This is a genomic window from Arthrobacter sp. Y3223164, from assembly GCF_059091005.1.
Window position 1 is genome coordinate 1 of sequence record NZ_JBNHGF010000967.1, and the last position, 305, is coordinate 305.

General features: G+C 74.1%; 1 protein-coding gene. It reads right to left on the reverse strand.

The genetic code is table 11. The features are described from left to right. Nucleotides 1–305 (reverse strand): putative sulfate exporter family transporter (locus tag AC5RUJ_RS18950; protein ID WP_494156599.1); only part of this gene is annotated, 305 nt, incomplete at both ends.

Sequence of the window (305 nt, forward strand, 5' to 3'; positions counted from 1 at the left end):
CCGGCCTTGGCCCTCCGCCGGCTGTGCAAGGCCGAGGCGGCCGTGACGGGTGCCAGCATCACCACGCGGGCGAGCTTGACGACGACGGCGATGGTCAGGGCCGCCGTGCCGGCGCTCTGGGCGGTGGCGACCACCTGTCCGACGTCGTGCACGGAGGCCCCGGCCCAAAAGCCGAACACTTCCGGAGTCATGCCGGTTACCGCCATGACGGCCGGCAGGACGCCGATGGCCAGCGTGCCGCACAGCGTCACCAGGGCGACGGGCATCAGCGTGTCCTGGCTCCGGCTGCCCCGGGCCGCGGCGAC